Here is an 18,998-nt window from a genome sequence, read left to right as displayed (position 1 = left end):
GATATATAAAAAGGTTTCGTGAGAAAGTTATAATTCTTCAACTAAATCCTCATAATTCCATTTTTCAGGAATAATATTCAAAGCAAACAACTCATCTTGAACTTTTGCTATAGTTTCTTTAGAAATATTTTCTTGAGACCATGCTGTTAAACTTAACCACTCTTGAACATCTTCAATTTCTTGCTCGTAGCGATTTGCAATCATTCGATCTATACTTGGAATGTCTTTAAATTCTGAAGTGGTATTATTTACGATATCTAATATGGTTTTTACATCTTCTTTATTTGATTTCAAAAAGTCTTCACGAACGGCAATAACAAAGCAAGGCCAAGGACTTGGACAATTATCAATACGTCTAAATGTGCCATTATCTACTAGAGGTTTTGTGGTAAATTTCTCCCACATAAAATAATCAGCTTTACCTTCAGTTAAACCCTTAACGGCACCATCTAGATTTTCTATAACCTCAAACTCTAGGTCTTCTTCTAAATTCCAACCATTATTCTGAGCATTTATATAGGCCATTAAATGAGAACCTGAACCATAACGACTTATGGCAGCTTTCGTGCCTTTAACATCTTCTATGGTTTTGTATTTTGATTTTGCAGCAACATGAATGCCCCAAATAAGCGGTGTTTCTACAAATACCTGAACAATCTTTGATTTGTTTCCTTCTATAATATCTTTAATAATACCTTCAGTTAAAATAACAGCCATGTCAATATCTCCATCTCGAAGCCCTTTGCACATTGCTCCGGTACCATCAAAATAGTCTTTCCAACGTAGGTTAATATCTGCATCTTTATATTCAGCATTTTTAAGTCCTAAATACCAAGCAAGATTGAAATGTTCTGGAACACCTCCAATGTTTATTTGTTTCATAATTTGTTTTTAGTCTTTCGACTGCGCTCAAGAGTAACTTTAGCGATACTGTCTCTTTTATAAAATCGAATTTGGAAAGTTAAAAACTAATCAAGCTTAACTTAAACAATTCGATTATAATTCTACTAATTTATTTAAAGCATGTAGAATTAAATCCTCAACTACTTTTTTAGGGTTTTTACTAAACGTTCCATTTGGTCTATTAGCAATAATTGCATTTAATGATAATGCGTTATGACCTAATAATTTTGATAAGCCATAAATAGCAGAAGTTTCCATTTCAAAATTAGTAATCCTGAACTCTTTATAAGAAAACGTATCCATTATCTCGTTCAAAGTGGCATCAAATAGCGGCAATCTTAAAACACGACCTTGAGGGCCATAAAAACCTCCTGCTGTAGCAGTCATTCCTTTGTGCATTAATGGACCATCAAAATGAGCTTCTAATGTCTTACTATTATTAATAATTATTGGTCTCGCTTTGTTAATATCCCAATTGGTATATTCTATAAAGGCATTTTCAACTTCGGTATTACAAATCGCATCAATTTGATAGAAGTGAAGCATGCCATTTAAATCTAAACCCTGCGTACTCATTACAAATGAGTCTACTGGTATATCTTTTTGAAGCGAGCCAGAAGTACCAACGCGCACTATATTTAGGGATGTTAGCTTTTCTTTAGGCTTTCTCGTCTCTAAATTAATATTAACTAATGCATCTAACTCGTTTAAAACAATATCTATATTATCTGGACCAATACCAGTAGATAGTACTGTTAATTTTTTACCTTTATAAATACCTGTTTGCGTTTTAAACTCTCGTTTTTGAGTAGAAAATTCTACACTATCAAAATGTTTAGTAATTTTTTCTACACGATCTTGATCGCCAACAAAAATGATGGTATCTGCAATGTTTTCTGGTTTTAAATTTAAATGATAAACACTACCATCTGGATTTAATATAAGTTCTGATTCTTTAATTAGCATTCACAGTATTTTTAATCAATTTATTTGTTTTTTTATCAAACTGAAATTCTCGTTTATTAACACCTCCAAAAACAATATTACAATCCAATGCTTTACGGAAATTTCTTTGGTGCTCTAAAGCTAAATACCCATCTCTATTTAATGTTAGCGTATCTTCAGTTTCAGTATATAATATTTCTAATTCGTCTATTAATCGTACAATTTGCATGTCTCCAAACCCATAATAGCCTTGGTAATGTAATACGTAACCAACCAAATGATGACGCGATTTTATTTTATGTTCCCCAATTAATTTTAAGATATTATACTGCAAAGTACTTAAACCACTTCGAGTATCTGGAAAGCGTTTTAAATGTGCTTTTAAGCAAATACTTAAGTATTTAAAATTTGATGGTCGTGTAATTAAGGGTTTTAATAAATTATGGTCATGGTCGCAGTAAATACGCCAAGCTTTTTGTGCTAATGCAATATCGTCTATACTGAGTTCAATTTTGTCTTTATAATGGGTACTTAATTGTTCTGGAGTTAACTCTGCTAATCCTTTTAAACCTATTTCACCTTCAATACGACCACTACACACTAAAAAAATAGGGATTCTTATTCCTTTTTGTTTTAGTAAACTAATAGCAGCAATAAGGTTTATATGGCAAAACAAATCGTACTCAAACCAAAGTATGACTTCTTGGTAGTCGTTAATATTGTTTGTTTTTCTTATTTCCGATTGCACTTTTAAAATATCGTACTCTGCATTGTAAACCGATTCTAAAAAGACTTTTCGCTTTTCGAAAAAAGAAGTGGTATCTATTTCTTTTTCAGTTGGTCCTTCACATAGCATTTCGTGCCAAGTTAAAATATCTCCTTCATAGTTTTCTTTTTCAAGATAATTAGTAAGGCTTCTACCATTAGTAATATTTAGCGTCTTTTTAGTCATAAAATCTAGCCTCCAACGCGTTTTACATTAAAGCCTTTTTCTTTCAACATTGCCATTATTTTATCGCGATAATCACCTTGAATAATTATTTTTTCATCTTTAAAACTTCCACCAACACTCAGTTTTTGCTTCAACTCTTTAGCTAAGGCTTTAAAATCTTCTGTAGCACCAGTATACCCTTCTAAAATGGTAATAGGTTTCCCTTTTCGTTTTTCGTATTTACAAATAATAGGATCGTCTTGTAACCACAGAGAAGATGCTTCTTTTGAAGGTTCAATAGTCTTTTCTTCGTGCTCGGGAAAAAGGTTTTTTAGTTGATCTTTTAAATCCATCTTCTTTTAGTTTGCAGTCTTCAGTACGCAGTCTTCAGTCAGTTCGTAATGATTACGACTGCCAACTAAAGGCTGTAGACTGCCTACTTTTTAAGTCCTAATTCTATTAAACGTTGGTCTAAAAATGCGCCAGCAGAAATATCGTCAAATTGTTTTGGGTTTTCAGCATCAATACAACTGTCTAAAACATCTAATTTCATTTCACTTATAGGATGCATAAAAAACGGAATAGAATAGCGGCTAGTTCCCCAAAGCTCTCTAGGTGGATTGATTACGCGATGTATTGTAGATTTTAATTTATTATTGGTATGTCTTGATAACATATCTCCAACATTAATCATCAATTCGTCTGGTTCTGCAATAGCATCTAACCATTCGCCTTCATGGTTTTGCACTTGCAAACCTCGACCTTGAGCTCCCATTAATAAAGTGATTAAATTTATATCACCATGAGCCGCAGCACGTTCGGCAGCTTTAGGTTCTTCACTAATTGGCGGATAATGTATTGGTCTTAAAATAGAATTACCATTATGGATATAATTATCGAAATACGTCTCGTCTAAATTTAAATGAAGTGCTAACGCTCTTAATACATACTTTGCCGTTTTTTCCAGCATTTGGTAGGTTTCTTTTCCTACTGCATTAAATGCTGGCAATTCATTTACATCAACATTTTCAGGATATTCTTTAGCACGTTCAGGATCATCCTCAACATATTGTCCAAAATGCCAAAACTCTTTTAAATCGCCTTCTTTCTTGCCTTTCGCACTTTCTTTACCAAAAGACACATAACCACGTTGGCCGCCAATACCAGGAATCTCGTACTTGCGTTTGTCTTCAACAGGTAAAGTGAAAAAGTTCTTAATTTCAGAATACAAACTATTGACTAGTTTTTCATCTAAAAAATGACCTTTTAAAGCTACAAAACCAATGTCTTGATAGGCTTTTCCTATTTCATCTATAAATTTTTGTTTTCTCTTTGGATCTTCAGAAAGAAAATCTTCTAAATTAACACTTGGAATGCTCGTCATCTTTACTAAAATTTATTTATCATGTATATACAAATGTAAAGAAAAGATTGGAGAATTAATAATCAATAATTCTTTGCTTCAATAAACGATTTTTATGCAATAATGTTATATTTGACAAACCTTATTTGGGATATTTAAAACACTTATGAAATACAACAAAACAAAGTTAAGTCCTGAGACAAAAATCGCGCTTTATAGAGCCATGCTTAAACCTCGTTTAATAGAGGAGAAGATGCTTATATTACTACGTCAAGGTAGAATTAGTAAGTGGTTTTCTGGTATAGGACAAGAGGCAATTTCTGTTGGCGTAACTATGAGTATGCAACCTGAAGAATACATATTACCAATGCATAGAAACTTAGGCGTATTTACAACGCGTGAGATTCCATTATATAGACTTTTTAGTCAATGGCAAGGTAAAGCCAATGGTTTTACAAAAGGTCGTGACCGTTCGTTTCACTTTGGTACACAAGAGTTTAATATTGTTGGTATGATATCGCATTTGGGACCACAATTTGGTGTTGCAGATGGTATTGCTTTAGCAAGTAAACTGAAAAACAAAAAGCAAGTTACAGCAGTGTTTACAGGAGAAGGCGGAACGAGTGAAGGCGATATTCATGAAGCTTTAAACGTAGCTTCTGTATGGCAATTACCAGTATTGTTCTGTATTGAGAATAATGGTTATGGACTTTCGACACCAACCTCAGAACAGTATAATTGCAAAGATTTAGCAGATCGTGCTTTAGGTTATGGCATGGAATCGCATATAATCGATGGCAATAACATTTTAGAAGTTTATACTAAAATTTCTGAAATCACAGAAGACATGCGACACAATCCACGTCCTGTTTTAATAGAGTTTAAAACCTTTAGAATGCGTGGTCATGAAGAAGCCAGTGGTACAAAATACGTGCCTCAAGATTTATTAGATGCTTGGGCAAAGAAAGATCCTATAGAAAATTATCAAGCCTATTTAAAAAACGAAGGTATCTTAACGGAAGAGATGGAGGTTAAGTTTAAAACTGAAATTGTTCATGAAATTAATGAACATTTAGCTAGAACTGATGCTGAAGAAAAAATAACTTCAACAATAAGTAATGAGTTAAATGATGTTTTTCAAGAGTTTGACTATAAAGAGGTTAAAGAAAACAAAAACACTGAAGAGTTGCGTTTAGTTGATGCTATTCATGAAGGCTTAAAACAGTCTATGGAAAGGCATGACGATTTAGTAATTATGGGACAAGATGTTGCCGAATATGGTGGTGTTTTTAAAATTACAGATGGTTTTGTTGAAGCCTTTGGAAAAGACAGAGTAAGAAACACACCAATTTGTGAGTCTGCCATTATAGAGTCTGCAATGGGCTTAAGTATTTCAGGAATTAAAAGTATTGTAGAGTTGCAGTTTGGCGACTTTGTAACGTCTGGTTTTAATCCTGTGGTTAATTATTTAGCAAAATCGCATTACCGTTGGAATCAAAATGCAGACGTAGTATTACGTATGCCTTGTGGAGCTGGTGTTGCTGCTGGACCTTTTCACAGTCAAACTAACGAAGCTTGGTTTACAAAAACACCAGGTTTAAAAGTGGTTTATCCTGCGTTTCCTAAAGATGCAAAAGGTTTATTAGCCACTGCAATTAACGATCCTAATCCTGTGTTATTTTTCGAACACAAAGCATTGTATAGAAGTATTCGCCAAGACGTACCAACAGATTATTATACTATTCCTTTTGGAAAAGCGGCAACTTTAAGAACTGGAGAACAGATTACAGTTATTGCTTATGGTCAAGCTGTGCATTGGGCAATGCATACTTTAGACAAGCATCCAGATATTGATGCCGATTTAATAGATTTGCGCTCATTACAGCCACTAGATACTGAAACTATTTACGCTTCTGCTAAAAAAACTGGTAAAGTAATTATTTTACAAGAAGATTCTTTATTTGGTGGTATTGCCAGTGATGTTTCTGCGTTAATTATGGAAAACTGTTTTGAGTTTTTAGACGCTCCTGTTAAACGTGTGGCGAGTTTAGAAACACCAATCCCTTTTATAAATCAATTAGAAGACCAATATTTATCGCGTGATAAGTTTGAAGGTGAGTTGTTGGAGTTGATGGCCTATTAAATTTAAAATATAACTGATAATGTCTGATGATGCAATTTATATTTTAAAACAACGAAAAGGATTATCATCACTTTTTGGTCTTATTAAAAAGCAGAAAGAAATTTTTATTATAGATGATAATTATTTCTATTATAATTCAAGACTGGGCAACATTGGAATAATAAATTGTGATTGGATAGCTTTTATAAATACTTGTAATTTATTTAATCAGGAATGTGTTTCAATAGGTATCAAAGATAAAAATAAAACATCTTTTAAATACAAAATGAATGCTTTCAATCAAAAATTATCTGAATCATTCTTAAACCATACCGAAGCAGAGATTGTTATCACTCAAAGTGAAATCCCTATGTCTTCTAAAGAGTTTGTGATTTTACTTAAATCTAAATTGAATAAATAACAATTTAAACTTTTTCAATAGTAATAAGACACAGCTAAAACACTATTAATAAATCATTAAATGCAAAAAACGGTATTTAAGATCACTAAAATGGATTGTCCTTCGGAAGAAAATCTAATTAGAATAAAATTAGATGGTATTTCCAGTATAAAAAATCTTGATTTTGATATCCCCAATAGAGCATTAACCGTATTTCATGATGGCGAAATAACCCAAATTGAAGCTTCTATTTTAGAACTTAATTTAGGTGGACAAAAGGTTTCTACAGAACAAACAAATCAAACACTCTTTAAAGAAGATAAAAACCAGTATAAACTATTGTGGTCTGTTCTTATCATCAATTTTCTGTTTTTTATTATTGAAATGACTACAGGTCTAATTTCAAAATCGATGGGACTTGTAGCTGACAGTTTAGATATGCTGGCTGATAGTTTTGTTTATGGAATAAGTCTTTTTGCTGTTGGAGGAAGTTTAATAAAGAAGAAAAAGATTGCAAAAATTGCTGGATATTTTCAAATAGTGCTTGCTCTTATTGGCTTTTTAGAAATTTTAAGACGGTTTTTAAGTTCAGAAAAACTTCCAGACTTTCAAACGATGATCATCGTCTCTATTTTTGCTTTAATTGCAAATAGCGTTTGTCTTTATATTTTACAAAAATCTAAAAGTAAAAAAGAAGCGCATATGAAAGCTAGTATGATTTTTACATCTAATGATGTCATTATAAATTTAGGAGTCATTGCGGCAGGAATATTAGTCAATTTTCTAAGTTCTAATACACCAGATTTAATTATTGGAGTAATCGTTTTTGTATTAGTTCTACAAGGTGCTTATCGTATTTTGAAACTTAGTAAATAAATTAGCTTTTTTGAATCTCATAAGCCACAGCCTCAACTTCATCTAAAACTCTAAGTAAATTAACACTCCAAAGCTGCTCGATATCAGATTCTGTATACCCACGTTTTACCAATTCTAAAGTAACATTAAAGGTTTCACTGGCATCTTTCCAACCTTCAATGCCACCACCACCATCAAAATCGCTACTAATACCAACGTAATCAATTCCCATTTTTTCTACTAAGTAATCGATATGGTTTACAAAGTCGGTAACGCTTACATTCTCTGGAAAGTTAGCTATAGTCTTAGATTTCTTTTCAAATAAATTTAGGAGTACTTTAAGCGCTGCGCCATCATTAATTTCTTGTTTTTCAGCTTTTGTTAATGTGTTCCAATGCCCTTCAGAATACCACTTTTTAACAAATAAATTATTGCCGCTCTCATGAATAGAATCTCCAATTTTTTCTAATAATTTTTTTCTTTCTTTTTGATAGATGTCTTCCTTTTTAGTATTCAAATAGCTTTTAAAAGCCACGGTTTGCACAACACCACCATTTTCTTTTAACCATTGTAACTGCTCATCATCTAAATTCCTACTGTGATTACATAAGGCTCTAGCTGAAGAATGTGAGGCTATAATTGGCGCTTTACTCAATTCTATCATTTGTCTCATAGACTCTTTAGAAGGATGTGAAACGTCTATCATCATACCAAGCCGATTCATTTCTAAAACCACCTCTTTTCCTAAATCACTTAAACCATCGTGTAACCAATCGTTTTTTTCTTCACCTGTATTACTATCACATAATTGGCTGTGACCATTATGAGATAAAGACATATAGCGTGCTCCAAGATTATAAAATTTTTCAACATTTTTAATATCTAAACCAATAGGATAACCATTTTCTATCCCAATCATAGCTACCTTTTTTCCCGATTTAGTAATACGTTCAACATCACTAGAACTTACGGCTAATTCGATGTCGTTTGGAGCTATTTCTGTAGTTAATTTATGGATAGCATCAAATTTAGCCATTGCATTTTCGTAAGCGTTTTTATATCCTTTATCTGTTAAAGAGTCTTGACCAGTATAAACTATTAACCAAGCAACATCGAGGCCACCAGCTTTCATTTTAGGTAATGTGATTTGTGTATCTAATTCTTGTGTATAATTTAAAGAATCTGTGAAGTTCTTCACATTAATATCGCAATGTGTATCTAAAGTAATCACACGCTCGTGGATCGCTTTTGCTCGCGCTAATAATTGTTCTTCGGTTTCTGGTTTGATTTCTGTATTACAAGAGATTAGGAGAGTGACAAAACAAAGACTAAGTACAATTATTTTCATTTTTATAATATTGATTAACAGTGTGAAGTTACAAAAACTAGAACAAAAAAAAAGCCAGTGAACTTTAATTCACTGGCTTTCTTTTAAATTAATCGAGCAATTATTAATGTGCATAGCGTTTAGCTCCGCTCCATAATCCGTCTTTTGTGTTACTGAATTTAAAGATTTCTCTACTAACATGTAAACGTTCTTCAGTAATACAATTTGTTTTTCTTAAGGTGTTAATAATTGCTTTCATAATATTAGTCTTTTATTGATTTGTTTGATTAATACCAAATAACTTAAGTATTGATTGATGATTCTAAAATTATCTGTAACGTCTTCTTGTATTCCAAATGTTACTTTTGGTGCCTTTTAATGTTCCTGTTAATTTATTGTTGCTTAAAGTTGTCATACTATATTGATTTAATTTGATTGTTACCGAATAACTTCAGTATTGATTGATGATTCTAAAATTATCTAAAACGTCTTCTTGTATTCCAAGTGTTACTTTTTGTTCCTTTTAATGTTCCTGTTAATTGATTGTTGCTTAAAGTTCTCATAATATTGTGGTTTAAATTTGATTGCTAATTGTTTTGTTATACTAGTAAGACGACAGAAAATAAAATTTGTTACAGTACTATGCATAACAAAGTATAATTTTAACATATTTTAACTAATTAGTGGTGACTTTTGAAGAGTAGTAGCGGACGCATGTTATTTTTTTTTAAAAAATCAAATTAAAATTTATGATTGCTACCAAAGAATTTCAGTATGTATTGATGATTCCAAAATTATCTGTAACGTCTTCTTGTATTCCAAATATTACTTTTTGTTCCTTTTAATGTTCCTGCTAAATTATTATTACTTAAAGTTGTCATATTATATTAATTTTAATTGATTGCTAATTCTGTTTCTATCTAAAGCGTCTTCTTGTATTCCAAGTGTTACTTTTAGTGCCTTTTAATGTTCCTGTTAATTGGTTGTTGTTTAAGGTTCTCATAATATTGTGATTTTTGATTTGATTGATTTGTTTGCTTAATACCAAATAATTTAGGTATTGATTGATGATTCTAAAATTATCTAAAACGTCTTCTTGTATTCCAAGTATTACTTTTAGTGCCTTTTAATGTTCCTGTTAATTCGTTGTTGTTTAAAGTTCTCATGTTATTATGGTTTTAATTTTGGTTGCTAATTATTTTGTTATACTAGAAAGACGACAGAAAACTATCTTTGTTACAGTACTATGTAAAACAAAGTACTATTTTAACATATTTTAACTATTAATTAGCGCTTTAAGAGAGTAGAAGGTGAAGAATTACTTTTTTTTTGTTTCAAACTGCAAATGTTTTAAGAGATTAATAAAAATTTAATACTTAGGTATAGTTTTTGTATTATTTTCGTAAAATAGATTTATATGAACATGAAGTTTAACTTGTTTTTTCTTTTTACATTCTTTTTAGTGCTCTGTGCAAGCGCTCAAATCGATAATGAGAATAAGTCTATAATAATTCCAGCTGAAGACGTTGAAGATCCGAAAGAAGATAATGAACTTATTATAATGCCTGAAAAAAAAACAGTGCAGTTCCGGACGACGAAACAAAAAACGAAATAGTTTTGCCAAAAACAGAAGCACTTCCTGTTGCACAACGCAAAGAGTTTTCAATGATTAAAGAAAACAAGTTTAGAAATCCCGCAGAGTTATATGAAAAGCAATTAAGACGTGCTTTAAAGTTAAAAAAGGACGACGAACGCAGACATAATGGAAGCGAAGTTACGCAGCATTTGGGTGAATATAGTACAAAATCAAAACGCGTAAATATTATATATAGAGACCATCAAGCAGAAGATGGCGATTTAATTCGTGTGCATGTAAATGGGAATATTGCCCAATCTCGCGTACTATTACAAAACCATAGTAAAGGTTTCTTTTTAACATTGTCTCCTGGAGATAATATTATAGAATTTGAAGCTTTAAATCAAGGAACAAGTGGTCCAAATACGGCAGAATTTCAAGTACTAGACGATTATGGAAATCCAATTGTTACCAATCAATGGAATTTAGCTACAGGAGTAAAAGCAACCATAACAGTGATTAAAGCAAAAGACGAAGAATAGTAAACTTTACTATTTCCTTTAATTTCCCAATTGAAAATCGTATTTTTACAAAAATATTTAGCATTTCAGCTAATCATTAACATTACACAGAAGAAGAATGGCAAAGTCGCAACAGACATTTAACAAATTAGAAAAAGAGAAAAAGCGTCTTAAAAAACGTGAAGACAAAAGAAAGAAGATGGAGGCTCGAAAGGCTGAATCAGCAGAGAATGGTTCACAAGGTATCCAGTTTGCCTACGTAGATTTCAATGGAAATCTTGTAGATACTCCACCAGATCCAGAAGATAAAATCAAAATAAAAGCTGATAATATTGTATTAGGCGTGCCTAAAAAAGAAGATTTACCAGAAGTAGATCCTATTAGAAAAGGTAAAGTGTCATTCTACGATTCTTCTAAAGGTTTCGGTTTTATTATTGATGCCGAAGATTCAGAAAAATATTTCTGCCACGTTAGTGGTTTAATTGATGAAATTACAGAAAACGACAAAGTACAATTTGAATTAGAAAAAGGCATGAAAGGCTTAAATGCTGTACGTGTAAAGAAAATATAACATTCTATTAACGTGTAATAAACATGTTGGCCTTGATTAGAAATAATCAAGGCTTTTTTATGTTATACTCATTTTATGCTTTGGATAAATCTAAATTTTTACCTTCCTTCGTATTGAAATAACGTCTTAAAACACCACCTTTTACGTTATTTATATCAAACTCTATAATAAAAGCATCTTCATCTATTGCATTTATAAGACGATACGTTTTTCTAATATCTATACGATTAATAACCGTATGGATTAATCGTGTTTCTTCTTGTATACCAGAACTACCATAACCTGATGCGCCTTTATAAATAGTAACTCCAACTCCCATATCATAAAGTAATGCATTTTCAATAGCTTCTGCTTTTCTTGAGACAATTGTAAATCCTACAAAATCTTCAAAACCTTCTATTATAAGATCAATAACTTTCGCTGTAATAACATAGGTTAGTATAGAATACATCGCAATTTCGGTAGTTAACACCATTGCTGTAATACAGAATAGAATAATATTAAAAAATAAAATTGTTTTACCAATTGAAATTCCAAATCTATCGTAAATAAAAATTCCTAAAATCTCAGAACCATCTAAAACAGAACCATTTCTAATGGCTAAACCAATGCCTGAACCTAAAAACAAACCTCCAAAAAAGGAAATAAGAAGTTTGTCTTCTGTTATTGTTGGAAAAGTTTCTAGACTTATAGAAATAGATAGCAATATGATAGAAATAATAGATTTAATTAAAATGCGTCTAGAAACAGTATAAGCGCCAATAATTAAAAATGGGATACTTACCAATAGCAGTATAATAGAAATATCTATTGTACTTGTTTTACTAATTAATATTGCAATTCCTGTTGCACCACCATCTAAAAAGTTGTTTGGTAATAAAAATGCTTTTAAACCAATACTTGCTAAAAGAATAGCTAATAAAATCTGTGAATATTCTTTTATAATGTCGATAATCTTAGCTTTATTCATCTGTATTTTTTTTTATAAAAAATGTATTATTCGAACATGTAGTGCATAGGTTTTTAAACTTAATTTAAAACAGTTCCTAAGCTATTAAATAGTTTTGCTTTTGTTTCGTAGAACTTATTGGTTAGTTTTATTTGTTTTAATTGTGCATCAATTAAGCTAGACTCGCGATAGTTTATTAAGAATACTGAGCTTTCTCCAAAACTAAATTTACGTTCTTCGGCAGCCAAAAGCGTTTCATAATCTTTTACAACTTGAGCAATAATATTATTTTGTGTAACATAAGACTCTAATTCACGTTTTAGTGCTTCAACTTTATTATTTAAGCTTAAAGCGGTATTTGACCGCTCAAATTTAGAATCCTGTATCTTTAGTTTTGCTAATCTTAAATCTCCACGTTCTTTTCTTAAAAATAATGGAAAAGCTACATTTAATCCAGCCTTATAATTTGAGGTATTAAAGCTATTACTAATGTCTGGGTCTTGAGTTATAAAATTATACTGTACATCTACTTTGGGTAATAGTTTATTTGCTTTTAACCTACGATCTACATTTAAACCACTAATTTTACTATCTAATGCTCTTAATTTAGGATGGGTTTCTACATTAAAGCTTAGGGCTTCATCTAACTTTAAAACGCTATCAACTTCTTCATTAACTAATAACACAGGCTTTACATTTGGATTTATTTCCAAAGGCACCTCATTATCCAACCATAAGAAGTTAGAAACCATCAATCTCTTTTTTATTAATTTCACTTTAGACTGCTCTAAAGCCAATGCACGATTATTAATATTTATGTTTGCTTCTAAGCTATCTATACCAGCTTTATCTCCAGCAAGGACACTTTCTCTTACACCATTATAACGTGTTTTTGCATTGGCAAGAAAACGTTTAAACATTTCGGTTTCATTATAGGCTTGAAGCCAATTGAAATATGATAAAGAGGCTTGATAGACAATATTATTTGCCATTAAATCGCGTTCAGCCTTTGTTTGTATATTAAAAAATTTAGCCTTTTTTAATGTTGCCATACGTTGGTTAATAAACAAACCTTGTCCTAAAGATGCCGAAATTCCAGCTGTAAACAATCCGTTGTTTGGTACATTGTTTTGCGGATTTAAAAAGTTACCACTATTTTCTTCAAAATTAGCTTTTACATCAATTCCATACCAAGTAGGTACTTTAAATGTTGCATTAAATAAATTGTAATAATCTTTATTTTTAAAGTCTTTTCTATTATAATCTACCTCTAATTTAGGATCAAAACCACCACGTGCCTTAATTAAATTAGCCTGACCTTCTTCTAACTTTAAATCGGCTTGTTTTGCAATAGGATGAAACTGTTTAACATAACCCAGATATTCTTCAAAAGTGAGCTCAAGCTTATCATCAATCTGAGCAAAACTGTAAAATGAGACTAGGATTAAAAATAATAAAAAATAGTTTTTCATATTACTTATTTTTTTACTTTACTATTAGACGTTATTGGTTGATAATAGTTAGGAGGGAAGCCATTTAGCTGTCTCCATAACTCAAACCAAATTGGCACGTCTTCCAACAAACCCATTGCTTTAATACCAGAACCTACTCTAATAGCACTTGGCCAGGCATAATCCTCTTTATCTGGTGCTAATAAAATTCTAAATTTGCCGTTTTCACTTATAAAACTTTCAATAGCAACAACCTTTGCACCGTAAGTTCCATAAGACACATTTGGCCAGCCACTAAATACAATTGCAGGCCAACCATCGAACTGAATTCTAAAAGTTTCTCCAATATGCACTAAAGGTAAATCTATTGGGTTTATATAGGTTTCTACAGCAATGTCATAATTAGCAGGCATAATTCCAACTAGTCTTTCACCGGCTTTAAAGCTTTCACCAATACCTGTTTTTATGGCTTTATTAATATAACCATCTAAAGGCGCTTTAATGTGCAACATGTTGCTTCTAATTTCGTAGTTAGAACGGTTATTTTCTAGTTTAGAAACCTGAGCTTCAGCATCAAATTGATTCGATTCTGCAGTAAATTTATCACTTTGTGCTTTACTAATTTTATCAATATACATTGCCTTTATTCGAGTTATTTCTACTCTAGCATTTATGACTTCATTTTGAGCTACTAAATATTTATTTTCATGTGAAATTAATTTCGCCTGAGTTTCTTGTAATTTTAATCGTTTTTGCTCAACATCGGTTAACGGTTTTAAACCTTCCTTTTGTAAAGTTTCAGCACGTATAAATTGTTTTTCTGCAATTTTTAAATTGGTTTTAGAAGCCTCAAAATCTATACTATCACTTTTTACTTTAAGTATACTCTGTAGTAGTTTATTTTCGGCTTGCTGTAATTTTAATTCCCGCTCATTACCAAGTGCTCCAATTTGATTATTTAAAGCATTTACCTTAAAACCGTAACTCTTTACTGAAGCACTTTTTGCATCAATTTGCTGGCCTGTTCTTTGTACAAGGTTAGGATCGAAATAATCACTTTTTACTTCTGAAATAAATAAAATAGTATCTCCTTTCTTAACAAAATCGCCTTCACGAACAAACCAACTTTCTATTCTTCCCGGAATGTTAGATTGGATGCTTTGTGGTCTTTGACCAGGTGTTAAGGTTGTTACGGCTCCAGCAGCACTAATATTTTGTGTCCATGGCAGAAAGAGAATAATAACACCCGCAATTGCAAACACAATAAGTAATCTATTAAACTGCTTATAATGAGATTTACCAAAAGCCTTTTTATAAGACTCCGAAGCGGAAATATCAACTTTAGTATTTAGTTTGTTTTCTGAAATATTTAACATGCTATTTGGTGTTAATTATTCTACCATTACTCATAGTAACGATTTTATTTGCTCTGTTTCTCCATAGACTACTTTGACTAACAACTACTAAAGACCAATTATGCCTCTCGTCTGTTAAAAAATCGATAATACGAATTGCTTCTTTATCTTCAAATTGATCCAAAGGCTCTTTTAGTAGTAATATTTTTGGTTGCTTTACAATACTTCTTGCTAACATAATTTTTTTAGAAATAGTAAAAGAGATGCCTTTGCCTTCAGGGTATAAAGTCGTTTTTAATCCTAATGGTAAGGATTTTAAAAACCCCTTTAATCCCACCACTTTAATAGCTTCATTGACTTGGTCTATTGTAATTAATTTATTCCCAAAGGTTATATTCTCCAATAGTGTACCTTCAAAAGTTGTTTCTTCAGAGAGTGTTTGCCCAAGGTGCGAACGGTATGAGTTTAAATTAATACCAATCAAAGATTTATTGTTTACATAAATTTTTCCTTTAGTTGGTGATATTAAACCAGCGATAAGTTTTAATAAACTTGATTTACCAGAGCCACTTTCTCCTGTAATTAAGACCGTTTGCTTTGGTTCTAAGTTTATAGAGACGTTATCTATAATTGGAGTATCGCGATCTGAAACTTTAAACGTAATATCATCTAACTCCACTAATAAATCTTCATCATTATTAACTTCTAATATTTCTCCTTCTTGAGATTCTAATGGTTTATCTACAATTTTTCCTAATTTCTCTATAGATGTTAATACATCGTAAATAGTTTCTAGACCTAGAATTAGTTTTTCAACAGAGGCGATAACTAAAAGAATAATAATTTCTGCAGCTACAAACTGCCCAATATTCATTTGCTGATTTAAAACCAATAAACCACCAATAATAAGTAAACCAGCTGTTACCAAAAGTTTAAAACCAATAAGCTGAATAAATTGAATTACCAAAATTCTAAAATGACTTTCTCTAGCTTCTAAATAATCTGCTACTAGTTTATCGTTTTTATCCATTGCTAAACTCGTATTTCCTGATAGTTTGAAGCTTAAAATTGAGCGTGCAATTTCTTGTAACCAGTGTACAACTTTGTATTTACTGTCAGATTCTCCTAAGCTTGTTTCTAACCCTTTCTGTGCTGTAAACTTAAACACCACATACATAAGTATTAATAGAAAGAAACCATAAATGATAAAGAATGGATGATAAAAAGACAGTAGAATCAAACCAAAAATAATTTGTAATAATGCGGCAGGAAAATCTATTAATACCTTTGATAGTCCTTTTTGAACCGTTAAAGTATCGAAAAACCTATTCACTAATTCTGGCGGATAATAACCCGTTAAACCACTCATTTTCATTTTTGGAAAACGATAAGCAAATTCAAACGATGATCTTGTAAATATTTTTTGCTGTACGTTCTCAATAATACGTATTTGCATGAGTTGTAGAACACCAACAAATACTACACCTAAGGTTACTAAGCCTACTAACACCATCCAAGAGGTAGTTATTTGTGCGCTTTGTAAAAGGTTAATAATTGCCTGAATACCTAATGGAAGCGATAAACTTACTAATCCAGCAAAAATGGCATAAAAGAAAATTTGTCTAATATCTTTTTTGTCTAATTTTAATAGTCTTACGAAACGCTGCCAAGCATTAATAACATTTTTTGCCATTTATTTACTTATTAAAACATTAAACACTAAATCCTTAAAAAAATCTTTGGGTTGCAAAACGTCACTACATTCTGTAATAGATTGAAAATGATCTTTTAAAAAATGTTGATGCATTGCACCTTCAATAACTGTACTCGCTAATGTTAAAGGATATTTATATGAAACGTCAAACTCCGAAACCATATCTTTTAATCTGTTTACTAATCTTTTGTAAACCGAGAAATAGCCTTCTTTATTTTCGCTATCAACCTCTTTTGTTAGGTAAGATTTAGAATGCTCATTTATTACAATACGCTTTAAAACCACTTCGTCAATATGACTAAATGAAGAATCTAATGTTGTCGTTTGGGTAAGTACAGTAATAGCCTTCTCTAATTTCACCTTTTTGTCTTCCAAACTATTTGTTGATAAAACTAATTGGTATTCTAACCATGTCCAATACCATGACGTTAGGTAGAGTAGTAGCATGTGTTTACTTTCGAAATAACGATAAATAGAACTTTCGTTAGAACCAATTTTTACACCTAATTTTTTAAATGTAAAAGCATCGAAACCAATATCGTCTATTAAAAGAATACTATGCTCGATAATACGCTTTCCCAAATCTGAAGATTCAGGATCTTTTAAATAGATTTTGTCATTGATATTAATTTTAATGTTTGAAAGTAAATATTTCATATTAATAAATTTAATTGCAAATATAATAGTAATACTATTAACACAGGAAAGAAATTAACTAATAATTAACTTTTATTTAAAAATAGGAAAACATTTTAAAGAATAATTATACTTTAAAATTAGTAGAATTAGGGAATTCAAAAATTTCAAGTTCAAAATAGGGCACAGCAGCCAAAATATGATCAAAAATATCTGCCATAATGTACTCGTAGTTTTCCCAACGTTTATCTGCACTAAAAGCATAAATTTCTATTGGCAAGCCTTGAGTTGTTGGAGGTAATTGTCTAACCATTATCATCATATCTTTATTTATACCCGTGTGCTGGTTAACATAAGCATCAATATACTTTCTAAAAACTCCAATGTTGGTAAGATTTCTGCCATTTAAGAGTTTAGTTTTATCTATGTTGTATTCAAAATTAGAAGCTACTATTTTTTCTTGTTGACTTTGTAAATAGTCAGAAATTAAACCAATATTTTGAAGCGCTTCTACCTTATCTGGCGTAAGGTATTTGATACTATTTTGTTTTATTAAAAGCGCCCTTTTAATTCGTCTCCCATCAGAATTAGTCATGCCTCTCCAATTCTTGAAGGAATCGGAAATTAAAGCATAAGTTGGAATGGTAGTAATCGTTTTATCAAAATTCTGGACTTTTACAGTTGCTAGATTTATTTCAACAACATCACCATCTGCACCATATTTCTCAAATGTGATCCAATCACCAATACGAACCATATCGTTTATAGAAACTTGAATACTTGCTACAAAACCAAGTATTGTATCTTTAAATACAAGAATGATAACTGCAGAAATAGCACCAAGACCAGTCATAAATTTCCATACAGACATATCTGTTATAATAGCAAAGGCTAAAATGAATCCTGCTACCCAAACAAATATCATAAAAACCTGTATGTAACTATCTATTGGCTTGTCATTTAGTCTTGGTATGGTTTTAAAGAAATCTTTTAAAGTGTTAAGTACACTTCTAGCAATCCATAATGCCAGCATTATACTAAATACTTTTAATGCTTTTTCTACAGCGTTTTCTGCACCAGGAAAATCAAAAAAGACAGTTGTAGTTGCCTTAAGTGCAACAATAAGAGGAATAATATGTGCTATATTTCTTGGAACTTTATTTTTTACAAGTATATCATCAAAATTAGACTTAGAGCGTTCAGCAAAAGAACTAAACACATTTAATAAGACGCGCCTTAATATAAAATCTATAATAAAAACAACAATTAGCACGACTAATAGTAGTGCCAGCATGTTTAGGTATTTGGCAGCAATTTCAGTGATTCCAATGGATAAAAAATAGTTGTAAAACCAGTGTGTAATTCGGTTCATATTATAA

At 31.1% G+C, this 18,998-nt stretch carries 18 protein-coding genes; 5 read left to right on the top strand and 13 right to left on the bottom strand.

The features are described 5' to 3' along the window. Positions 1-27: 27 nt before the first annotated feature. The 5 genes from RH82_RS04575 to RH82_RS04555 all read right to left on the bottom strand — a co-directional run bounded on the left by RH82_RS04575 (position 28) and on the right by RH82_RS04555 (position 4,163). Positions 28-882 carry a substrate-binding domain-containing protein gene (locus tag RH82_RS04575; RefSeq protein ID WP_034058482.1) on the bottom strand — a complete coding sequence of 285 codons (855 nt, stop codon included), beginning with the start codon at positions 880-882 and terminating at the stop codon, positions 28-30. Positions 883-996: 114 nt separating this feature from the next. Further along, positions 997-1,869: a nucleoside phosphorylase gene (locus RH82_RS04570; protein ID WP_034058481.1), complete on the bottom strand. Its 873-nt coding sequence runs from the start codon at positions 1,867-1,869 to the stop codon at positions 997-999. Further along, the gene (locus RH82_RS04565; protein ID WP_034058478.1) at positions 1,859-2,800 is read right to left on the bottom strand and encodes a DUF1835 domain-containing protein; all 942 of its coding nucleotides are present in this window, start codon (positions 2,798-2,800) and stop codon (positions 1,859-1,861) included. Before RH82_RS04565 ends, RH82_RS04570 begins: the two co-directional genes overlap by 11 nt. A 5-nt stretch (positions 2,801-2,805) precedes the next feature. Then, complete coding sequence (locus tag RH82_RS04560) at positions 2,806-3,132, bottom strand: translation initiation factor (RefSeq protein ID WP_034058476.1); 327 nt, start codon at positions 3,130-3,132, stop codon at positions 2,806-2,808. Between the two features lie 83 nt (positions 3,133-3,215). Continuing rightward, positions 3,216-4,163, bottom strand: a complete 948-nt coding sequence (locus tag RH82_RS04555; RefSeq protein ID WP_034058475.1) for an isopenicillin N synthase family dioxygenase — start codon at positions 4,161-4,163, stop codon at positions 3,216-3,218. Positions 4,164-4,308: 145 nt separating this feature from the next. Here RH82_RS04555 and RH82_RS04550 point away from each other — a divergent pair, with 145 nt between their 5' ends. The 3 genes from RH82_RS04550 to RH82_RS04540 are packed head-to-tail and all read left to right on the top strand — an operon-like array spanning position 4,309 to position 7,540. After that, entirely contained in the window at positions 4,309-6,285 is a 1,977-nt protein-coding gene (locus RH82_RS04550) for an alpha-ketoacid dehydrogenase subunit alpha/beta (RefSeq protein WP_034058473.1), read from the top strand. A 19-nt stretch (positions 6,286-6,304) separates the two neighbouring features. After that, positions 6,305-6,685 (top strand): hypothetical protein, encoded by a 381-nt coding sequence (locus RH82_RS04545; RefSeq protein WP_034058471.1) that lies wholly within the window; start codon positions 6,305-6,307, stop codon positions 6,683-6,685. Between the two features lie 60 nt (positions 6,686-6,745). After that, on the top strand, positions 6,746-7,540 hold the full coding sequence (locus tag RH82_RS04540) for a cation transporter (RefSeq protein WP_034058468.1): 795 nt from the start codon (positions 6,746-6,748) through the stop codon (positions 7,538-7,540). Between the two features lies 1 nt (position 7,541). On the opposite strand, the gene RH82_RS04535 is transcribed toward RH82_RS04540, so the two are convergent. Further along, entirely contained in the window at positions 7,542-8,867 is a 1,326-nt protein-coding gene (locus tag RH82_RS04535; RefSeq protein WP_034058466.1) for a dipeptidase, read from the bottom strand. A gap of 103 nt (positions 8,868-8,970) precedes the next feature. Then, the gene (locus RH82_RS18995; RefSeq protein ID WP_262494843.1) at positions 8,971-9,105 is read right to left on the bottom strand and encodes a hypothetical protein; all 135 of its coding nucleotides are present in this window, start codon (positions 9,103-9,105) and stop codon (positions 8,971-8,973) included. Positions 9,106-10,463: 1,358 nt separating this feature from the next. On the opposite strand from RH82_RS18995, the gene RH82_RS04525 reads away from it, so the two are divergent. Both RH82_RS04525 and RH82_RS04520 read left to right on the top strand, forming a co-directional pair. Then, positions 10,464-10,964 (top strand): hypothetical protein, encoded by a 501-nt coding sequence (locus tag RH82_RS04525; RefSeq protein ID WP_052158212.1) that lies wholly within the window; start codon positions 10,464-10,466, stop codon positions 10,962-10,964. Between the two features lie 97 nt (positions 10,965-11,061). Beyond that, complete coding sequence (locus RH82_RS04520; RefSeq protein ID WP_034058462.1) at positions 11,062-11,514, top strand: cold-shock protein; 453 nt, start codon at positions 11,062-11,064, stop codon at positions 11,512-11,514. 73 nt (positions 11,515-11,587) lie between these two features. Here the strand turns inward: RH82_RS04520 and RH82_RS04515 are convergent, their stop codons facing one another. The 6 genes from RH82_RS04515 to RH82_RS04490 form a co-directional block, all read right to left on the bottom strand. Then, positions 11,588-12,484, bottom strand: a complete 897-nt coding sequence (locus tag RH82_RS04515; RefSeq protein WP_034058460.1) for a YitT family protein — start codon at positions 12,482-12,484, stop codon at positions 11,588-11,590. 59 nt (positions 12,485-12,543) lie between these two features. Beyond that, a complete protein-coding gene (locus RH82_RS04510) occupies positions 12,544-13,935 on the bottom strand; it encodes a TolC family protein (protein ID WP_034058458.1) in 1,392 nt (463 codons plus the stop codon). A 5-nt stretch (positions 13,936-13,940) separates the two neighbouring features. Further along, the gene (locus RH82_RS04505; protein ID WP_034058456.1) at positions 13,941-15,290 is read right to left on the bottom strand and encodes an HlyD family secretion protein; all 1,350 of its coding nucleotides are present in this window, start codon (positions 15,288-15,290) and stop codon (positions 13,941-13,943) included. A 1-nt stretch (position 15,291) separates the two neighbouring features. Further along, entirely contained in the window at positions 15,292-16,962 is a 1,671-nt protein-coding gene (locus RH82_RS04500) for a peptidase domain-containing ABC transporter (RefSeq protein ID WP_034058455.1), read from the bottom strand. Beyond that, complete coding sequence (locus RH82_RS04495) at positions 16,963-17,640, bottom strand: TetR/AcrR family transcriptional regulator (protein ID WP_034058454.1); 678 nt, start codon at positions 17,638-17,640, stop codon at positions 16,963-16,965. Positions 17,641-17,746: 106 nt separating this feature from the next. Further along, a complete protein-coding gene (locus tag RH82_RS04490; RefSeq protein ID WP_034058453.1) occupies positions 17,747-18,991 on the bottom strand; it encodes a mechanosensitive ion channel family protein in 1,245 nt (414 codons plus the stop codon). Between the last annotated feature and the right edge of the window lie 7 nt (positions 18,992-18,998).

It is taken from the genome of Lacinutrix jangbogonensis, assembly GCF_000797445.1.
Lineage (GTDB): Bacteria > Bacteroidota > Bacteroidia > Flavobacteriales > Flavobacteriaceae > Lacinutrix > Lacinutrix jangbogonensis.
This window is presented reverse-complemented; position numbering and strand designations above follow the sequence as displayed.